Raw genomic sequence first — 15,955 nt, 5'->3', positions numbered from 1 at the left:
GCGGCACAAACCCATATAAAACGTCTGATCTTTCAGCTCAGAGTACGGCGAAGAAATTGACCGGCGTTGATCAATACACCGCAAATCGCTGACGCAGCCCCTGCAACGCGACATAAACCCAAGGCCAGAGCAATGCGCTGACCGGCACAGGCACGAGGAACAACAGCGTCGGCGGCCGATTACCGGTCAGCGTGTTCAGCCAGAGCTGCACCAACTGGGCGAGGCCGAGCACAACCAGCAGCACCATGCTCTGCTGCCATAGCGGAAACATGCGCAGGCGTTGTTGCAGGCTCAGCACCAGAAAAGCGATCAGGATCAGCGGCAAGGCGCTCTGGCCGAACAGCGTGCCGGCCAGCACGTCCTGCGCGAGCCCGAAACAGAACGCGGCGCCCAGCCCACCGCGATGCGGCAGAACCAACGACCAGAAGGCGATGACCAACCCCAGCCATAGCGGCCGTGCGATCTCCGCGCTGCCGGGCATGGGCGCGACGCTGAGCAGCAGCGCGATCGTCAGGCTGAACCAGATGACCCATCCATTATTTGGCCGCCCGCTGATCATTGCGCCTCCTCCGATACCGTTGTCGACGACGAAGCGGCGGGCGCCTGCTCGGAATCGCTCGTTTCAGCCCCCGCCTCAGCAGCGGGTGCAGGTGCGGCTGCCTGCGCGCCTTCGGCAGCGGCTTTCTGATCGGCATCGGCCTGGGCCTCGGCAGCGTCGGCGGCCCGCTCTTCCGGCGTCCGCGAATCGCTGAAGACCAGCATCAGATAGCGGCTGCGATTGAGCATGGCGGTCGGCACCGCACGTACGATGGCGAACGGCTGGCCGGAGCCGTGCACCACCTCGGTCACCTGCGCCACCGGATAGCCGCTAGGGAATCGCTGACCGAGCCCGGAACTGACCAGCAAATCTCCTGCTTTGACATCAGCCGTTTCGGCCACATGGCGCAGCTCGAGATAGTCGGGATTGCCGGTGCCCACGGCGATCGCACGCAGTCCGTTGCGGTTGACCTGCACCGGAATGCTATGGGTGACATCGGTCAGCAGCAGCACGCGCGCGGCATACGGCAGCACCTCGACGACCTGCCCCATCAGGCCACTGGCATCGAGCACCGGCTGCCCCATGAAGACGCCGTCCTTCTCGCCCTTGTCGATCAGGATGCGATGGGTGAACGGGTTCGGGTCGAGCCCGATCAGCTCGGCGACGATGACCTTGTCATCCACCAGCGCCGCCGAGTTGAGCAACTCGCGCAGGCGCACGTTCTGCTCGGTGAGCATCGCCAGCTTCTGCAGGCGCCGCTGCATCAGCAGCGCCTCGGCCTTGAGCTTCTCGTTCTCGGCCATCAGGCTGCTGCTACTGGCGATCTGCTCGGTCGCACCTCTCCAGATCCGCACCGGCATGTCGGCGACCCAGTAGAACGGCGTCAGTACCAGCCCCATCTGGCTGCGTACCGTCTTCAGCGCGTCGAAGCGTGCATCCACCACCATCAGCACGACACAAAGCACGACGAACACCAGCAGGCGCACACCGAGCAAAGGTCCCTTGGCAAATAGCGGCTTGATTGCAACTACCTCACGAGTAAAAGCTTGAGACTAAACGCGACAAGCCGAAAGCCGGTGCGACCGGATCTTTCGGCTTGTCATGAGCACAGCGGCGCAGGCTCACTCCGTGGACAGCAGGTCCATGGCGTGACGATCCATCATCTCCAGCGCGCGACCACCGCCACGGGCGACGCAGGTCAGCGGCTCCTCGGCGACGATCACCGGCAGACCGGTCTCCTGGGCGAGCAGCTTGTCCAGATCACGCAGCAGCGCGCCGCCGCCAGTCAGTACCAAGCCGCGCTCGGCGATGTCGGAGGCCAGCTCCGGCGGAGATTGCTCCAGCGCGCTCTTGACCGCTTGAACGATGGTCGCCAGCGATTCCTGCAGGGCTTCGAGCACTTCGTTGGAATTCAGGGTGAAGCTGCGCGGCACGCCTTCGGCCAGGTTGCGGCCACGGACGTCCACTTCGCGGACCTCGCCGCCCGGGAAGGCGGTACCGATTTCCTGCTTGATGCGCTCGGCAGTGGATTCGCCGATCAGGCTGCCGTAGTTGCGACGCACGTAGGTCACGATGGATTCGTCGAAACGATCACCGCCGACTCGCACGGATTCGGCGTAGACCACGCCGTTGAGGGAGATCAGCGCGATCTCGGTGGTACCTCCACCGATGTCCACGACCATGGAGCCGCGGGCCTCGTCCACCGGCAGACCGGCACCGATCGCAGCGGCCATCGGTTCCTCGATCAGGAACACTTCGCGAGCACCGGCGCCGAGTGCGGACTCACGAATGGCACGACGCTCGACCTGGGTCGACTTGCAGGGCACGCAGATCAGCACGCGCGGGCTGGGCTGCAGGAAGCTGTTCTCGTGCACCTTGTTGATGAAGTACTGCAGCATCTTCTCGCAGACGCTGAAGTCGGCGATCACACCGTCCTTCATCGGACGGATCGCGTTGATGTTGCCCGGGGTACGGCCCAGCATGCGCTTGGCCTCGGTGCCGACGGCGACAACGCTCTTCTGGTTGCCGTGGCTACGAATGGCGACTACAGAGGGTTCGTCGAGAACAATGCCGCGATCGCGCACATAAATAAGGGTATTGGCAGTGCCCAGGTCGATCGACAGATCACTGGAAAACATGCCACGCAGTTTCTTGAACATGGGAAAAGGGCCCTGGGGCAAACGCGTGGGGAAAAAAGTGCCGCAAACTCTAACAATGGTGCGAAGTTAGGGCAAGGCGAGAGTCCGCCCGCGTGGCGCCAGAAATGAGGCATTGCGTGCCAGGTCGCATGACGGTGGTCGCCACTCATCCTAAGGCCGCGCACCGCGTCCACGCTACCGATAACCGCCTCGGGCATGTAAGATTGACGGCTTTTCCGGGCCAGAAAGCCCATTGCCGCGGCTCGTCCCGTGCTGCCATGCACCCCGTCCAGTCGACGGAAGGTGCAGTCCCGATTCGCTTTCCGCTGGAGATACCCGATGGCGCTTGAACGCACCGAGGTGGAGAAGATCGCTCATCTGGCCCGCCTGGGCCTGTCTGAAGCCGACCTGCCCCGCACCACCGAGACCCTCAACAATATCCTCGGCCTGATCGACCGCATGCAGGCGGTCGACACCACTGGTATCGAGCCGCTGGCCCACCCGCTGGAAACCACCCAGCGCCTGCGTGCCGATGCAGTCACCGAGAGCAACCAGCGTGATGCCTACCAGGCCATCGCACCCGCCGTGGAAGAAGGCCTCTATCTGGTTCCGCGAGTGATCGAGTGATGATGAAGGATTCCGACATGCACAACCTGACGCTTGCCGAGATCGCCCGCAACCTCGCCGAGAAGCACTTCTCCGCCGAGGAACTGACGCGCACCCTGCTGGCCCGCATCGAGCAGCTCGACCCGCAGCTCAACGCGTTTATCAGCGTGACCGACGAGCTTGCCCTCGCACAGGCCAAGGCCGCCGACGCGCGTCGCGCCGCCGGCGAGAACGGCGCCCTGCTCGGCGCACCGATCGGCCACAAGGACCTGTTCTGCACCCAGGGCATCCGCACCAGCTGCGGCTCGAAGATTCTCGACAACTTCAATGCGCCCTACGATGCCACCGTGGTGGAACGGCTCGCAGCTGCCGGCACGGTTACCCTCGGCAAGCTGAACATGGACGAATTCGCCATGGGCTCTGCCAACGAGTCGAGCTATTACGGCGCGGTGAAGAACCCCTGGGACCTGACCCGGGTACCCGGCGGCTCCTCCGGCGGTTCCGCCGCGGCCATCGCCGCACGACTGTTGCCTGCCGCGACCGGCACCGACACCGGCGGTTCGATCCGCCAGCCGGCTGCGCTGACCAACCTCACCGGCCTCAAGCCGACCTACGGCCGGGTATCGCGCTGGGGCATGGTCGCCTACGCATCGAGTCTCGATCAGGGCGGCCCGATGGCACGCACGGCCGAAGACTGCGCGCTGCTGCTGTCGGCAATGGCCGGTTTCGACGCCAAGGACTCCACCAGCGTCGACCAGCCGCTGGACGATTACCTCGCCGCGCTGAGCCAGCCGCTCGCCGGTCTGCGCATCGGCCTGCCGAAGGAGTACTTCGGCGCCGGCCTCGATCCGAAGATCGCTGACGCCGTCATGGCATCCGTCGAGGAACTGAAGAAGCTCGGCGCCACGGTCAAGGAAATCAGCCTGCCGAACATGCAGCATGCGATTCCTTCCTACTACGTGATCGCGCCAGCCGAGGCCTCTTCCAACCTCTCGCGTTTCGATGGCGTACGCTTCGGCTATCGCTGCGAAAACCCGGTCGACCTCACCGACCTCTACAAGCGCTCGCGCGCCGAAGGCTTCGGCGACGAGGTCAAGCGGCGCATCATGGTCGGCACCTACGCGCTGTCCGCCGGTTACTACGATGCTTACTACCTCAAGGCGCAGAAAATCCGCCGTCTGATCAAGCAGGACTTCGTCGCTGCCTTCGAGCAGGTCGACGTGATCCTCGGCCCGACCACGCCGAACCTGGCCTGGAAGCTGGGCGAGAAGAACGCCGATCCGGTTTCGGCCTATCTGGAAGACATCTACACCATCACCGCCAACCTGGCGGGCATTCCGGGCCTGTCGATGCCGGCCGGCTTCATTGATGGCTTGCCGGTAGGTGTGCAACTGCTGGCGCCGTACTTCCAGGAAGCGCGCCTGCTCAATGTGGCGCACCAGTATCAACAAGTCACCGATTGGCACATGCGCGCCCCGGCCGGATTCTGAGGAGATTGAAGATGCAATGGGAAACCGTGATCGGGCTGGAGATCCACGCACAGCTCGCGACCCAGTCGAAGATCTTTTCCGGCAGCGCCACCACCTTCGGCGCCGAGCCCAACACCCAGGCCAGCCTGGTCGACCTCGGCATGCCCGGCACCCTGCCGGTGCTCAATGCCGAAGCCGTGCGCATGGCCTGCAAGTTCGGCCTGGCGATCGATGCCGAGATCGCGCCGAAGAACGTCTTCGCGCGCAAGAACTACTTCTACCCCGACCTGCCCAAGGGCTACCAGACCAGCCAGATGGACCATCCCATCGTCGGCAAGGGCTTCCTCGACATCACCCTGGAAGACGGCACGACCAAGCGCATCGGCATCACCCGCGCGCACCTGGAAGAGGACGCCGGCAAGAGCCTGCACGAAGACTTCCACGGCATGAGCGGCATCGACCTGAACCGCGCCGGCACGCCGCTGCTGGAAATCGTCTCCGAGCCGGACATCCGCTCGGCCAAGGAAGCCGTGGCCTATGTCAAGGCGATCCACGCCCTGGTGCGCTACCTGGGCATCTGCGACGGCAACATGGCCGAAGGTTCGCTGCGCTGCGACTGCAACGTTTCGGTACGTCCCAAGGGCCAGGCCGAGTTCGGCACCCGCGCCGAAATCAAGAACGTCAACTCGTTCCGCTTTATCGAAAAAGCCATCAACCACGAAGTGCAGCGGCAGATCGAGCTGATCGAGGACGGCGGCAAGGTGGTGCAGGAAACCCGCCTGTACGACCCGAACAAGGACGAGACGCGCTCCATGCGCAGCAAGGAAGAAGCCAACGACTACCGCTACTTCCCCTGCCCCGACCTGCTACCGGTGGTGATCGAGCAGAGCTTCCTCGACGAAGTCCGCGCCAGCCTGCCGGAACTGCCGGTGCAGAAGCGCGAGCGCTTCGAGCGCGAGTTCGGCCTGTCCGCCTACGACGCCAGCGTACTCTCTGCCAGCCGCGAACTGGCCAACTACTTCGAACAGGTCAACAGCACCTGCGGCGACGCCAAGCTGGCCGCCAACTGGGTGATGGGCGAGCTGTCCAGCCTGCTCAACAAGGAAGCCCTGGAGATCGAGCAGTCACCGGTTAGCGCCGAGCAGCTGGGCGGCATGATCCTGCGCATCAAGGACAACACCATCAGCGGCAAGATCGCCAAGATGGTCTTCGAGGCGATGGCGGCCGGCGAAGGTTCGGCTGACGAGATCATCGAGAAGAAGGGCCTCAAGCAGGTCACTGATTCCGGCGCCATCGAGTCGATGCTGGACGAAGTGCTGGCAGCGAATGCCGAGCAGGTCGAACAGTACCGCGCCAGCGACGAAGCCAAGCGTGGCAAGATGTTCGGCTTCTTCGTCGGCCAGGCGATGAAGGCTTCCAAGGGCAAGGCCAACCCTGGCCAGGTGAACCAACTGCTGAAGAAAAAACTCGAAGGCTAAGCTGAGCGATGGCCCTCCGCGGTTGCCCCTGCTGCAACCGCGGACATCGCTGCATCACCGCTCCCGGCATCGCCACAACGTCATGACACCTGCCGCGGGCCATCGCCGACTCAGCGATCGACCCAACGGAAGGATTGTTCATGCGCCTGACACGCTTCACCGCCCTATTGTTGCTGGCCTTGCTGGTCAGCGGCTGCGCAGATCGCCAGCCGGCTCAACCCGCCAAGGCACCACCGACCACGCAAGAGCGCTTCAGCCAGAGCGGCAAGGCCTCCTATTACGCGCGGATGCATCACGGCCAGCGCACCGCCAACGGCGAAACCCATGATCAGAACGCGCTGGTGGCCGCTCATCGCAGCCTGCCTTTCGGCACGCGGGTGCGGGTCACCAACGAGCAGAACGGCAAGCAGGTGGTGGTACGTATCAACGACCGCGGACCATTTAGCCGCGGCCGCATCATCGACCTTTCCCGCGCCGCGGCGGCACAACTGGACATGCTCAAGACCGGCGTGATCCGCGTGCGTATCGAAACCCTCCCATGAAGGAACAGGCACCTGCAGTGATGTCACAGAGCACAGACTGCGCTACCCCAGCCAAGGGAGCGCCCGCATGTCGCTGATTACCTTTGGCTACCTCATCAGCGGCCTGGTACTGCTCGTCGTCGGTGCCGAAGCGCTGGTACGCGGCGCGGCCAAACTGGCCAGCCGCTTCGGCATTCCGCCCCTGATCATCGGATTGACGGTGGTGGCCTTCGGCACCAGCGCCCCGGAAACAGCCGTCAGCGTGCAGGCGTCGCTTAATGGCAGCGGTGACATCGCAGTAGGCAACGTGATCGGCAGCAACATCGCGAACATCCTGCTGATTCTCGGCATTTCCGCACTGATCGCACCGCTGGTGGTATCCCGGCAACTGATCCGCCTCGATGTGCCAGTGATGATCGGCGCCGGCCTGCTCTGCTATGGACTGGCCTGGAACGGCAGCATCAGCCGACTGGACGGTATCCTGCTGCTCGTTGCCCTGATTGGTTACACGCTGTTTCTGGTCCTCGCCAGCAAGCGGGACAAGCCGGGACCAGGCGTCGATGAATTCGACACCGAGTTCGGCCCGGACGCTGGCGACAAGCCTTATGCCTGGGTGCTCCAGCTGCTGCTGATCCTGCTCGGCCTGGGGCTGCTGGTGGGAGGCTCGAATCTGCTGATCGAAGGTGCCGTTGGCCTTGCGCGCGCGCTCGGTCTTTCCGAGCTGGTCATCGGCCTGACGGTGGTTGCGGTCGGCACCTCGATGCCGGAGCTGGCGACCTCGGTGCTGGCGGTCATCAAGGGGGAGCGCGACATTGCTGTCGGCAATGTGGTGGGCAGCTGCATCTTCAACCTGCTGCTGGTACTCGGCGCCGGCGCCGCGGTGGCCGCGGAAGGCCTGTCCATTTCCCCCAATGCGCAGTCCTTCGACTTCCCGGTAATGCTGGCCGTGTTCGTCGCCTGCCTGCCGATTTTCTTTTCCGGGTATTGCATCCGGCGCTGGGAAGGGCTGATGTTTTTCGCCTATTACCTGGCCTACACCCTGTATCTGGTGATGTTCGCCACCGGCCTGGGTGCCATCGAGCTGCTGCGCGACGCGATGCTCTGGTTCGCGTTCCCCTTGACGGCCGTCACGCTTTTGGTGATCTTCCTGCGCGCCTGGCAACACCAGCGCTGAAACACCCACTTTCTGGATTTTTTGCGGAGCGCCCCATCGTGACCCTGATGACCTTTGTCTACCTCATAGCCGGCCTGGTGCTGCTCGTTGCCGGCGCGGAGGTCCTGGTGCGAGGTGCAGCCAAACTCGCCGCCCAGTTCGGCATCTCCCCACTGGTCATTGGCCTCACCGTGGTCGCCTTCGGCACCAGCGCGCCGGAGACGGCCGTCAGCGTGCAGGCCGCACTCAATGGCAGCGGTGACATCGCGATCGGTAACGTCGTGGGCAGCAACATCGCCAACGTACTGCTGATTCTCGGCATGACCGCACTGGTCGCACCACTGGTGGTATCGCGTCAACTGATCCGTCTGGACGTGCCGATCATGATCGGCGCCAGCCTGGTGACCTTCGGCCTGGCGTGGGACGGAGAACTCAGCCGTATCGACGGTGCACTGCTGTTCACCGCGGTAGTGGTCTACACGCTGTTCCTGATCATAAGCAGTCGCCGCGAAAAAGCTGCGGAAGTCGACGACGAGTTTGCCAAGGAGTTCGGGCTGGATGAGCCGGCCAAGCCGCATGCTGGGCTGATCAACGCTGGCCTGGTGATCGCAGGCCTGGTGTTGCTGGTGGTGGGCTCCAATTTCCTCGTCGAGGGCGCCGTGGCCCTGGCCCGGGCGCTCGGCCTATCGGAGTTGGTCATTGGCCTGACCGTGATCGCCATCGGCACCTCACTGCCAGAACTGGCCACCTCGATCATGGCGGCCTTTCGCGGCGAGCGCGATATCGCCGTCGGCAACATCGTTGGCAGCAACATCTTCAATCTGCTCTGCGTACTCGGCCTGGCCTCGCTGGTGTCGCCGCAGGCGATCGGCGTGTCTTCGAACGCGCTAGCCTTTGATTTCCCGGTGATGATCGCGGTAGCGGTAGCCTGCCTGCCGATCTTCTTCGCCGGCTACTGCATCAAGCGCTGGGAAGGCGCCCTGTTCGTCGCCTATTACGTGGCTTACACCCTGTACCTGGTGCTGACCAGTACCGGCCGCCCGTTCGCGGAAACCTTTGGCGACGCCATGCTGGGCTATGCACTGCCGCTGACCGCGATCACGCTGCTGGTCATCGCCGGCCGCGCCTGGAAAACCCAGCGCTGACAACAGGACAAACCACCGGCGGGCCTGGCTGGCCCGCCTTCACTCAGCCCTCACGCACCTGAGGCCGCGGCAACTCGAACACCTGGGCACTCTCCTCTTCGTCACCCATGCGGTTGAGGGTCCCGTCGACCACCGCGCCGTTCTCCATGCTCAACTGGCGATAGCGGATGTTCCCGCGCACGCGCGCGTTGGAATGTAGTTCGAGCAGATGCTCGACCACCAGATCGCCGACGATGGTGCCGTCGATCAACGCATCGTAACTGCTCACGTTGCCCTCGATTCTTCCCTCGGCACTCAGCGCCAACAGGCTGTGCGTGCCCGGCTTGTGGCAGACATCGCCGCGCACTTCACCGCTAACCTTCAATCCTTCCTCGAAGGTCACATCCCCGATCAGGGACAGGTTGCCGGAGATCAGGCTGGAAAACTGATCGATGGTGACGCGAGGTACCGGCTTCTTCTTGTTAAACATCATCTACTCCAAAAAAAGTTAACGGGCCGTCTTCTGCTGACGGAAGAAGGCCAAATCGGTCTGCAGCCGCTCGACCTGCGCTGAGAGAGTGGCTATACGCCTTAGCAATTGCTCTTCGGTGGCCCGGATTTCCTGGCGCTTCAACCGGCTCTGCCCAAGCGCGGCCCTGAGTGCCTGGCTGTCCTGCGTCAGCGCCTCGACCTGCCGTGCATGAGCCACCTGCTCGTGGTTGCGCAGGTACAGCAGCGCGCCGATCACACAGAGCAGTCCAAAGATCAGCCAACGTCCGCTGCGCGCGCTGCGCGCGGCTTGCAGTCGGTGCTCGGCGCGTAGCAACTCGCGCGTGGAAGGGCGTTTAGTCCTCAGCCAGGCCATCGCTGTCACGCTCCAGATCACCCAGGGCCAGGAACCGCTGCGGGTCGACGAAGCGCCCCTTGTGCAACACCTCGAAATGCAGATGAGGACCAGTGGATCGGCCTGTCGAACCCACCGCACCGATACGCTGTGCCGGCGTGACGACCTCACCCTGACGAACATCCAGTCGCGACAGGTGGGCATAGCGCGTGACCAGGCGATTGCCATGGTCGATCTCCACCAGTTTGCCGTAGGCACCTCGGTAGCCGGCGAAGCGCACCCGGCCTCCCGCCGCAGCGACCACGTCGGAGCCGCTGCGCAACGCGAAGTCCACCCCGGAATGGAACGCCAGTTTCTTGCGGAAGGGGTCGACGCGATTGCCGAATGCCGAGCCCAGCCGTGCCTCGCCTACCGGTCGCCGTGACGGAATCGCCATGAGCGCCGCGTTGCGCTCGGCCACTTGTTGCATCAGCCCGTCCAGCGTCACCCGCATGCAGCGCGCAGAGGTCTCGCTGTGCTGCAGGTCGGCAAGGCTCAGCCGCTCGGCATCGACCAGCAGCTCCCCCGAACAACCCCGAGGCGGCAACAGCGCGCCGCCCTGCCCTGCGCCGTCCGTGCGTGCCGGCACCAGCACGGGCAACAGCGTCGGGTCCAGCGCCGACAGCTGGCCATGCAGAACACGCTGTTGATCCATCATCTGCTGCAGGGCGAGCAGATCGGATTCGAGAGTTTTCAACCGGCCGACCACCTCGCCGACCCGGGCGATGGCAAAGCGGTCCTCATCCTCGACGGGTACATCACTCTGATGCGTGGCCAGGTGCGGCTTGCGCAGATCGCTGCCAAGCCAGACACCGCCGGCAAAGCTTCCCAGACTCAGCACCAGCAACAGCGCAAAACCCGGAACCGCAAGGCGCCGCAGGTTCACCACGCGTATGTCGTCACGCGTCAGCGAGCGGCTCGAAGGTGTGAAAAATGCCATGAGAGATTCCCTAGAACACGGAGCGGCTGCCTCGCCAGGCAAGCCGTTGAACGTCCAGGGCAATTTGACGCAAATGCACTTTTTTTTCTGAGGCCTGATGACCGATTACGACCATCGCGACGCGATTCTTAAGCTGAGAGCCGCATTGGCGACGAACGGCGCGGCGAATCGCAGCCAAGGTCTCGACTAGATCCAGCCCAGCCAGCCCAGCAGAAACAGCCCGGCGTTGATGCTCAGCGCTGCCATCAGCGTCGTGATGACAATGATGGTCGCGGCCAGCTGGTGATTGGAATTGACCGCGCGCGCCATGACGAAACTCGCCGCCGCCGTTGGGCTGGCAAAGTAGAGAAACAGGATACCCAGCTCCGCATCGCGAAAGCCGTAGGCCCAAGCACCCAGGGTCGCGAGGGCAGGCAGCCAGACCATCTTCATCAGGCTCGAACTGAGCGCACTGCCGCTGCTCTTGCGCAACGCATCCAATGACAGCGTGGCGCCGATGCAGATGAGCGCCAGTGGCAAGGTCATCTGCGCAAAGTACTGGCCCGAGGTCATCAGCCAGCCCGGCAAGTCAATCTGCCAATAGGCGAAGGGAACGGCCGCGACCACACCAATGATCAGTGGATTACGCAGGATGCTAAGCAAAATTTCCTTCGGGCCGACCTGTCCATCCGGGCTGTAGATGGCGAGCACCATCGCCGAGAGGCTGTTGTAGACCAGAATCACCACCCCGGCGAGCACACCGCCAACCGACAGGCCGTAGTCACCGTAGAGGCTGCTGGCCAGCGCCAGACCGACGATGCCGTTGTTGCCACGAAAAGCGCCCTGCACGTATACGCCGCGATCGGATGCTGGGCAACGCCACAAGGCCCAGACCCAGGCCACGATGAATGTCGCAATTGTGGCAAGCACGAAATAGAGCAGCAGTGCCGGCTGCAGCGCCGCTGTCAGATCGGCCTTGATGATGGAGATGAACAGCAGCGTCGGCATGGTGCCCCTGAACACCAGCGCCGAAGCCGTATACACGAACGCAGCGTCGATCCAGCCGAGGCGCTTGAGCGCGACACCGAGAAACAACATGGCAAACACCGGCGCAGTGACGCTCAGGGTTTGCAGTACGAGGGGGAGCATGGAAGACGCCTGCAACTACAAAGCTCGCAAGCATAAAGCATGCGTTACGCGAGGGCTCGGGCGTCGTGTGATGACAACGCCGCCCCCGCGAGACGATGACGCCGGTTAGCGTCGCACCGGACGTTTCTGTAGCTTGCGCTGCAAGGTCCGTCGATGCATGCCCAGGGCACGGGCGGTAGCGGAGATGTTGCCGTCGTGCTCACTGAGCACCCGCTGGATATGCTCCCACTGCAGGCGATCGACCGACATGGGATTTTCCGGCACCAGGCTGTCGAGATCGGCATGCTGCGACAACAATGCCGCGAGCACGTCGTCGGCATCGGCAGGCTTGCACAGGTAATTGCAGGCGCCGCGCTTGATCGCTTCCACCGCTGTGGCGATGCTCGAGTAACCGGTCAGGATCAACACCCGCATTTCGGGGTCCAGCTCGAGCAACTTGGGCAGCAGCACCAGGCCCGAATCGCCTTCCATCTTAAGGTCGAGCACTGCGTAGTCAGGAATATCCTGCTTGGCCAGGGCCAGGCCCTCCTCAGCAGAACCAGCAATGCTGACCTGCAGGCCCCGGCGACTCATGGCGCGCGCCATCACCCGGGTGAACGTCGGATCGTCATCCACCAACAGCAGGTGAGGTTGTTCTTCACCCTCTTGCTGCAACTCGTCGGTCATCTGTGCATTCCTCGCATTGGTCACGATCAGGATCAGGCGCGTACCGAACCATGCGGTAGGCGCAGTTCGGTCAGTGTGCCACCTTCTTCGTGATTGTAGAGCTTCACCGTGCCGCCGGCGCGGGTGACGCTGGCCTGACTGAGAAACAGACCAAGGCCGAAACCCTTGCCCTTGGTCGTGATGAAGGGTCTGCCGATCTGCTCGGCGATGGCCAGCGGAACACCGGCGCCGTGGTCACGGATGGTCAGCTTGATCCACTGCGGATCCCAGTCCAGGCGTATTTCCAGATCCTCGGGACTGGCATCGGTGGCGTTGTTCAACAGATTGAGCAGCGACTGGCTGAGGTCAGCCGGCGGCATCAGCTTCGGCGCACTGCCAAGGCCGACGCACTGGAAGCGGAATGTTGCCTCTGGACGCATCAGGTGCCAGCGCTGCAGGACCGAGTCGACCCATTCGCGTGCGGTCTGCTCGACGACCGCCTGGCGCCGGTCTGCCTCGGCGGCGCGGACCAGCTGACGCAGGCTCTCCTTGCAGAGCTGGACTTGCGACTGCAGCAGGCCGAGATCCTCGCTCAGCTGCGGGTCCTTGTATTCCTGGCGCAACTCCTTGAGCAGCACGCTCATGGTTGCCAGCGGCGTGCCCAGTTCATGAGCGGCGCCAGCGGCCTGGGTGGCCACGGCGAGCAGTTGCTGGTCACGCATGCTCTCCTCGCGGCGCTGGGCCTGCTGCTGTTCCTGTCGGCGCAGCTGTTCGGCCATGCGCGCGACGAAGAAAGTGATCAGCGCGGCCGCCAGCGCGAAACTCAGCCACATGCCGTAAACCTGCAGCGTCGCCCGCTCGAAGGGTGGCAGGGTGAGCGGGTCGTACCAGACCAGCATCAGCGTGTAACCCAGCAGCGCCAGACCGGAAAGCACGATGGAATAAAGCCACGGCAGGGTTGCCGCAGCGATGGTCAGCGGCACCAGGTAGTAGGACACGAACGGATTGGTCGAGCCGCCGGAGTAGTACAGCAGCGCGCTGTGGATCATCAGGTCGCAGCCCAGATGCACGGCGTATTCCAGCTCGGTGACGGGCCACGGGCCGCGCAAACGCAGTGCCGTACCCAGACAGAGCACCGCCGACACGGCCAGCGTGATGCCCAGCGCCAGCCAAGGCAGCGTCAGCATCTGCGTCGCGTAAGCCACGCCCACGGCGCCGGACTGTGCAGCCAGCACCACGATGCGAATAAGGGTCAGAAGCCGAAGGTTCTGCCGGCTGGCAGATAGCAGCGGGACGGATGTGTACATGGAGTCTCCAAGAATTCGGCGGAGTATAACCAAGCCGTCTGGCGGCCAAACCGAAATGCGGCAACTCGACGCACGGACAGCTGCATACATTCACCGGCGCAGGTAGAGTCTTGCGCTATCGCACCGGCCGGTGCACATGCCAAGGATCCGTTATGCAGCCAACTCTCTTCCGCAGCGCAGCCCTCATGGCGCTGATCACCAGCCTCGTCAGCCTGCCCGCCATGGCCGAGGAACCACGCTACAACCAGGTCGCCCTGCGCGCCGAGGTCAGCAGCGAAGTGGCCCATGACCGCATGCACGTCACGCTCTACAGCGAAGCACAACACAACGATCCCGCCCAGCTCGCGGCAGAGACCACCCGCGCGCTGAACCAGGCGCTGCAGACCGCTCGGCAGAGCAAGGATGTGATCGTCAGCCAGGGCAGCCGCAACAGCTATCCAGTCTATGACGACAAGGGCCAGCAGATCTCCGGTTGGCGGGAGCATGCCGAACTGCGCCTGGAGAGCGGCAACTTTGCCAGCCTGTCGAAGCTGACCGCCGAGCTGATGAAGAGCCTGAAGATGAGCAGCATGCACTTCAGTGTCTCCGACCCGATCCGCAAGCAGAACGAGGATGCCCTGCTCAAGGAGGCGGTCGCCGCGTTCCAGGCGCGCGCCCAACTCGCGACCGAGGCGCTCGGCGGCAGCGGTTACAAGCTGGTGAGCCTCAACCTCAACGGCGGCGGATTTCAACCTGTCATGCGCAGCAGCGCGATGAAGATGGACATGATGGAATCGGCACCCATCCCCGAAATCGAAGCGGGCACTCGCCAGGTCACGATCAACGCCGACGGCGTCATCGAAGTTCAGATGCCGTGACCGAAACTGACCGTTCGGACCACTTCTAAATATTCGCTTACAAATACCCAGCCCGCGCTGTGCAAGGGCTGGCAACCGATTTGACGACCCAGATGAGAAACTAATGCAGTAAATTCTAAATTCTCGTTTACGAATGATTATCATGCGAGCGCCAACGAGACGGCTACAAGGAGCCCGCATGTCTATCCCCTTCGCACGTACCGCCCTGTTCTGCGCCATGATCGGCTGCAGCTGGACGGCTCTCGCCCAGAACGCGCCTGTCACGCTCAACGACACGGTCGTCAGCGCCTCCGGCTTCGAACAGAAGATCACCGAAGCACCGGCCAGCATCAGCGTCATCAGCCGTGAAGACCTGCAGCAGAAGCGCTACAACAACCTGGCGCAGGCACTGGGCGACGTGGAAGGCATCGATATCGGCCAGGGCACCGGCAAGACCGGCGGGCTCAACATCAGCATTCGCGGCATGCCCAGCCAGTACACCCTGATCCTCATCGACGGCCGTCGACAGAACGCCGCAGGCAATGTCACGCCAAACGGCTTCAACGAAACCTCCACCAGCTTCATGCCGCCGCTGTCGGCCATCGAGCGCATCGAAGTGATCCGTGGCCCGATGTCGACGCTCTACGGCTCCGACGCCATGGGCGGGGTAATCAACATCATCACCCGCAAGGTCGGCAAGGAGTGGACCGGCTCGGTGACACAGGATTACACCTATCAGCAAGATCGCGACTTCGGCGACACCCGCAACACCAGTGTCTACGCCAGTGGTCCGCTGATCGACGGTCTGCTCGGCCTGCAGGTTCGCGGCAGCCTGTTCGATCGCCAGGAGTCGGATCTGAGTTACGGCAATGGCATTGATGTCAGCAAGCGCGGTCCCTCGCCCGTCGACGGTCGCAACCAGAACATCGGCGCCCGCCTGGCCCTGACCCCGCATCAGGACCATGACTTCGCGCTGGATATCGAGCGTGGACGGCAGGCATACAACAACGACGAATGCCAGCTCGGCACCCTCGACGGCTTGAACAGGGCTTGCACCGCGCCGGCTAGTGTCCCGAGCGGGTAGTTCGTTTATTTAACAACATATCGATATACTGGCGCGACTCCAAAGCCACTGATTAATAACCCACATGGCCAAACCCGCCGCCTGCTTTGTCTTAACGCCGTCCGA

Annotated in this window: 16 protein-coding genes and 1 pseudogene; 8 read left to right on the top strand and 9 right to left on the bottom strand. The window is 63.3% G+C overall.

Features of this window, described 5'->3' with window-relative positions; translation table 11 throughout:
- Positions 1-70: 70 nt before the first annotated feature.
- The 3 genes from mreD to mreB all read right to left on the bottom strand — a co-directional run bounded on the left by mreD (position 71) and on the right by mreB (position 2,697).
- Positions 71-559 carry a rod shape-determining protein MreD gene (mreD, locus tag CW305_RS16540; protein ID WP_014821395.1) on the bottom strand — a complete coding sequence of 163 codons (489 nt, stop codon included), beginning with the start codon at positions 557-559 and terminating at the stop codon, positions 71-73.
- A complete protein-coding gene (mreC, locus tag CW305_RS16535) occupies positions 556-1,533 on the bottom strand; it encodes a rod shape-determining protein MreC (RefSeq protein WP_219819268.1) in 978 nt (325 codons plus the stop codon). The genes mreD and mreC overlap by 4 nt, the downstream gene beginning before the upstream one ends.
- A gap of 126 nt (positions 1,534-1,659) precedes the next feature.
- Complete coding sequence (gene mreB, locus CW305_RS16530; protein ID WP_003302863.1) at positions 1,660-2,697, bottom strand: rod shape-determining protein MreB; 1,038 nt, start codon at positions 2,695-2,697, stop codon at positions 1,660-1,662.
- A gap of 318 nt (positions 2,698-3,015) precedes the next feature.
- Between mreB and gatC the strand changes: the two genes are divergently transcribed.
- From gatC to CW305_RS16500, 6 genes are all read left to right on the top strand, one after another.
- The gene (gene gatC, locus CW305_RS16525; protein WP_014821398.1) at positions 3,016-3,303 is read left to right on the top strand and encodes an Asp-tRNA(Asn)/Glu-tRNA(Gln) amidotransferase subunit GatC; all 288 of its coding nucleotides are present in this window, start codon (positions 3,016-3,018) and stop codon (positions 3,301-3,303) included.
- Between the two features lie 17 nt (positions 3,304-3,320).
- Positions 3,321-4,772 (top strand): Asp-tRNA(Asn)/Glu-tRNA(Gln) amidotransferase subunit GatA, encoded by a 1,452-nt coding sequence (gatA, locus tag CW305_RS16520; protein ID WP_104098660.1) that lies wholly within the window; start codon positions 3,321-3,323, stop codon positions 4,770-4,772.
- 11 nt (positions 4,773-4,783) lie between these two features.
- Entirely contained in the window at positions 4,784-6,229 is a 1,446-nt protein-coding gene (gatB, locus tag CW305_RS16515; RefSeq protein ID WP_104098436.1) for an Asp-tRNA(Asn)/Glu-tRNA(Gln) amidotransferase subunit GatB, read from the top strand.
- A gap of 140 nt (positions 6,230-6,369) precedes the next feature.
- Entirely contained in the window at positions 6,370-6,771 is a 402-nt protein-coding gene (locus tag CW305_RS16510; RefSeq protein WP_104098435.1) for a septal ring lytic transglycosylase RlpA family protein, read from the top strand.
- A 67-nt stretch (positions 6,772-6,838) separates the two neighbouring features.
- Positions 6,839-7,924, top strand: a complete 1,086-nt coding sequence (locus tag CW305_RS16505; protein ID WP_014821402.1) for a calcium/sodium antiporter — start codon at positions 6,839-6,841, stop codon at positions 7,922-7,924.
- A 38-nt stretch (positions 7,925-7,962) separates the two neighbouring features.
- Complete coding sequence (locus CW305_RS16500) at positions 7,963-9,048, top strand: calcium/sodium antiporter (protein ID WP_014821403.1); 1,086 nt, start codon at positions 7,963-7,965, stop codon at positions 9,046-9,048.
- A gap of 43 nt (positions 9,049-9,091) precedes the next feature.
- On the opposite strand, the gene CW305_RS16495 is transcribed toward CW305_RS16500, so the two are convergent.
- From CW305_RS16495 to CW305_RS16470, 6 genes are all read right to left on the bottom strand, one after another.
- Positions 9,092-9,517, bottom strand: a complete 426-nt coding sequence (locus CW305_RS16495; RefSeq protein ID WP_042922816.1) for a bactofilin family protein — start codon at positions 9,515-9,517, stop codon at positions 9,092-9,094.
- Positions 9,518-9,535: 18 nt separating this feature from the next.
- Complete coding sequence (locus CW305_RS16490) at positions 9,536-9,892, bottom strand: hypothetical protein (RefSeq protein WP_104098434.1); 357 nt, start codon at positions 9,890-9,892, stop codon at positions 9,536-9,538.
- On the bottom strand, positions 9,873-10,850 hold the full coding sequence (locus CW305_RS16485) for a M23 family metallopeptidase (protein ID WP_104098433.1): 978 nt from the start codon (positions 10,848-10,850) through the stop codon (positions 9,873-9,875). Before CW305_RS16485 ends, CW305_RS16490 begins: the two co-directional genes overlap by 20 nt.
- A 186-nt stretch (positions 10,851-11,036) precedes the next feature.
- Positions 11,037-11,978, bottom strand: a complete 942-nt coding sequence (locus CW305_RS16480; RefSeq protein WP_023445931.1) for an AEC family transporter — start codon at positions 11,976-11,978, stop codon at positions 11,037-11,039.
- Between the two features lie 105 nt (positions 11,979-12,083).
- Positions 12,084-12,644 (bottom strand): response regulator transcription factor, encoded by a 561-nt coding sequence (locus tag CW305_RS16475; protein WP_014821408.1) that lies wholly within the window; start codon positions 12,642-12,644, stop codon positions 12,084-12,086.
- Between the two features lie 32 nt (positions 12,645-12,676).
- Complete coding sequence (locus tag CW305_RS16470; protein WP_003302234.1) at positions 12,677-13,930, bottom strand: ATP-binding protein; 1,254 nt, start codon at positions 13,928-13,930, stop codon at positions 12,677-12,679.
- A gap of 152 nt (positions 13,931-14,082) precedes the next feature.
- Between CW305_RS16470 and CW305_RS16465 the strand changes: the two genes are divergently transcribed.
- Complete coding sequence (locus tag CW305_RS16465; RefSeq protein ID WP_003302233.1) at positions 14,083-14,787, top strand: SIMPL domain-containing protein; 705 nt, start codon at positions 14,083-14,085, stop codon at positions 14,785-14,787.
- A 178-nt stretch (positions 14,788-14,965) separates the two neighbouring features.
- Positions 14,966-15,835 (top strand): annotated as a pseudogene (locus CW305_RS16460) (TonB-dependent receptor plug domain-containing protein); the annotation flags it as partial.
- Positions 15,836-15,955 lie beyond the last annotated feature (120 nt).

It is taken from the genome of Stutzerimonas kunmingensis (assembly GCF_002929225.1).
GTDB lineage: Bacteria > Pseudomonadota > Gammaproteobacteria > Pseudomonadales > Pseudomonadaceae > Stutzerimonas.
This window is presented reverse-complemented; position numbering and strand designations above follow the sequence as displayed.

Excerpts from the sequence above, each read along its gene's own strand:
- CW305_RS16475 (WP_014821408.1), bottom strand. The coding sequence starts at position 12,644 with ATGACCGACGAGTTGCAGCAAGAGGGTGAAGAACAACCTCACCTGCTG.
- CW305_RS16485 (WP_104098433.1), bottom strand. The coding sequence starts at position 10,850 with ATGGCATTTTTCACACCTTCGAGCCGCTCGCTGACGCGTGACGACATA.
- CW305_RS16465 (WP_003302233.1), top strand. The coding sequence starts at position 14,083 with ATGCAGCCAACTCTCTTCCGCAGCGCAGCCCTCATGGCGCTGATCACC.
- CW305_RS16490 (WP_104098434.1), bottom strand. The coding sequence starts at position 9,892 with ATGGCCTGGCTGAGGACTAAACGCCCTTCCACGCGCGAGTTGCTACGC.
- CW305_RS16470 (WP_003302234.1), bottom strand. The coding sequence starts at position 13,930 with ATGTACACATCCGTCCCGCTGCTATCTGCCAGCCGGCAGAACCTTCGG.
- gatC (WP_014821398.1), top strand. The coding sequence starts at position 3,016 with ATGGCGCTTGAACGCACCGAGGTGGAGAAGATCGCTCATCTGGCCCGC.
- CW305_RS16505 (WP_014821402.1), top strand. The coding sequence starts at position 6,839 with ATGTCGCTGATTACCTTTGGCTACCTCATCAGCGGCCTGGTACTGCTC.
- gatA (WP_104098660.1), top strand. The coding sequence starts at position 3,321 with ATGCACAACCTGACGCTTGCCGAGATCGCCCGCAACCTCGCCGAGAAG.
- CW305_RS16510 (WP_104098435.1), top strand. The coding sequence starts at position 6,370 with ATGCGCCTGACACGCTTCACCGCCCTATTGTTGCTGGCCTTGCTGGTC.
- mreD (WP_014821395.1), bottom strand. The coding sequence starts at position 559 with ATGATCAGCGGGCGGCCAAATAATGGATGGGTCATCTGGTTCAGCCTG.
- CW305_RS16480 (WP_023445931.1), bottom strand. The coding sequence starts at position 11,978 with ATGCTCCCCCTCGTACTGCAAACCCTGAGCGTCACTGCGCCGGTGTTT.
- gatB (WP_104098436.1), top strand. The coding sequence starts at position 4,784 with ATGCAATGGGAAACCGTGATCGGGCTGGAGATCCACGCACAGCTCGCG.
- CW305_RS16495 (WP_042922816.1), bottom strand. The coding sequence starts at position 9,517 with ATGTTTAACAAGAAGAAGCCGGTACCTCGCGTCACCATCGATCAGTTT.
- mreB (WP_003302863.1), bottom strand. The coding sequence starts at position 2,697 with ATGTTCAAGAAACTGCGTGGCATGTTTTCCAGTGATCTGTCGATCGAC.